General features: G+C 43.6%; 3 protein-coding genes. All 3 read right to left on the reverse strand.

Annotated features, from left to right (window positions below; translation table 11 throughout):
• Positions 1 to 547 (reverse strand): condensin complex protein MksE (locus ACRC27_RS01505; RefSeq protein WP_438638996.1); only part of this gene is annotated, 547 nt, incomplete at its 3' end.
• On the reverse strand, positions 544 to 1,797 hold the full coding sequence (locus tag ACRC27_RS01510) for a hypothetical protein (RefSeq protein WP_438638998.1): 1,254 nt from the start codon (positions 1,795 to 1,797) through the stop codon (positions 544 to 546). The genes ACRC27_RS01510 and ACRC27_RS01505, both read right to left, overlap by 4 nt.
• 253 nt (positions 1,798 to 2,050) lie before the next feature.
• The coding region (locus ACRC27_RS01515) for a LysR substrate-binding domain-containing protein (RefSeq protein WP_438639000.1) at positions 2,051 to 2,524 on the reverse strand (474 nt) is incomplete at its 5' end.

Below are 2,524 nucleotides of genomic sequence, written 5' to 3' on the forward strand. Positions count from 1 at the left end.
TGCTGTTGCAGTCTGCCTGTTTATGGTGCGCGGCAAGCTGTTCAAAATAGTCTAAATAGCGGTAAACGGCCGGCAGTAACCGCCAATATCCGCCTTGCTCTTGGGTAAAACCAATGCGTGCGGCACTTTCAAGCAGAGCTAAATAGTTATCAAGATCAAGCCCTTCAGCCTCAAGAACCTCTTTATGTTGCCTATACATTTCAGTCAGCAAAGGTTTATCAAGCCGCCAATCACCAAAGCGGAGTAACGGTTTTCCCGCATCGGCTTGGCTATCAAAAATGGTCATAAAAAATAGGGCCAGTCGGCGGCTGGTCTTGCTAATATGGCTATTTAACTCTTCGCAGTGAAACCATGCATAACCCCGTACGTCTATCTTTAATTCGTAGCCCAATGCAGTGAATAGCTGTTGATAGTTTTCACTTTCTTGCTCTAGAGCCGCCCACAATATCGGTTCAGCAAGCCGGTTAAGGTGCTTTCCACTGTTAAATAGGCGAAAGAGCTCGCCCAGAGAACTTAATGTGTTCAGTTGCACGGCGAGTGACGTCATATTTGGCTTATCCGGTGAGGGTAATAAGTAACCTCTACATCATGCAGACGTGTTGTGATTTGTGTTTCATGCAGATCAGCCTGCCAAAGAGGTTCTCTGACTAAATCATGATATAAACGCAATAACGTGGCATCCGGTAAATGCGGGTAATGCTGTTGTAACCAAATCATCAGGTTTTCAACCGGTAACGCCTGCTGTAAACCGAGGTGTAGTTGCGCTTCATCTACGGGGAAAAAATGTGGCGATTGCTCGGCTATAGCATCAGGAAAACCCACTTTTTCAGGGATATAAGCCATGGCATCCGCCATTAGCGTCAGTATTTCACCCCCAACATTCACCCGCCGAAAGCGCTCTGTACGCCAAAGCGGTAATGGGCTCGGTGTCGTATTGGCTATGCCGCGTTGTAGCCCCTGTTTACGTACTCTACCCAGTAAGTGGCTAATAGATGCAGATAAGCTGTTATGCTGACGCGCCTCTTCACGCAGCGGCAGTAAAATATTGGCACACTGTTGAGCCACTATCCGCCCGAAACATTGCAGATCTTTGGCCTGATGTGCCACATGCCGTAATTGCATTTGATGGGTGTACAAACTGCCCTGAGCAGACAACGCCTCTAAAGCCGCATCAAGTGCGTTATCCGCTTTTTCCAGATAAGGGTAAAATGTACCCGACAGGCTGCTGTCCATCATCTCATTCATCGGCTCAACGTAGTCATCATAAGCATCGAGCACAGCGCTATAACGTTGCTGAATGGGAATAGCCGCATCCTGTGATTTAGCTTGTTCAGCCAGTTCAATAATCGCATGTTTATCTTGTTCCAACTGCTGTTTAAGCTGCCGTAACAGTGCCGATAATTGGGTAGCCGCACGCCGCAATAGATCATAATTTAACGGAGAAAGCCCTTCATTGAGCTGTGCAGAGGCTTGTTTTACCCCTTCAATACGGGCTTTTAATACTGAAGAGAGACCCAGCTCGTGCTCATGGGTCAAACCACGCGCAAAATCCAGCACCAATGGATTAAACTGCAAAGCATGACTGCGATCTAAAGGCTGTAAAATATCGTGATGGCAGAGCTGGTGTAATGTTTCAAGATGATCATTGTCTGTTTCTGATGCAGGGCTTATTTTAGCAATAACTGAAAGCACTCTGTTGTGTTCAAAAACAGGCCATTCACCTGCAATTTGCGTAAGCGCTTCAATAATATCCCAATGCTTATACAGCTGAAACACGACACTTTTTGGGGTTGCCATAGATCACTCACTTGGTAAGCCATATCAGGGGAACAAGCCCATCATAGGATGATCACTATACCTGTATTAACCCTCGCCACTTGATACCGATACACTCAGCATGTTCTATTTTTATGTACTGTATTCCATAATATGGTAAATCGGTTTTATTTGATGCACATCGCAGATAAATTAAGTGTTATGATGTAGGGATAAACCCACTATGGGTTTATCCTCATAAATATACAAAATTGGGATTAATAAAAAATGGGTGTTACTCGCGATGACTGCCTGCATCAAATATCTGAACAAAGATTTTCAGCTCATCAATAAAACAGCGTATTTTATTTGGCTGAACAAACCGTTGTTTATATATCGCATAACCAACAACATCAATAATACTCTTATCGTCAAACAATGCTTTAAGCGCATCAGGCTGAACTCTGCGTTGCACCATCGTTATTGGAGCCCATAAGATGCCTTTACCACTGAGTGCAATATCTAATGCATGAGAGACATCAGAGTAAGTAATGGTATTTTTTTGTATCGAATAAGTTATCCCTAACTGCAAAAAATAATCACTAAGCTCTGGATAAAATACATTTTTCACCAATAGCACATTATGGCTTGAGAGCTCCTGTAATGTTAATGGCTCACCATATTTCGCTATATAAGCAGGAGACGCAAAAAAACGTTTTTTCACTGTAGATATACGGGTAATCATCAAGTTATCATTTTTTGGCACACA

It is taken from the genome of Plesiomonas sp. (assembly GCF_051650925.1).
GTDB lineage: Bacteria > Pseudomonadota > Gammaproteobacteria > Enterobacterales > CAMTGL01 > Plesiomonas.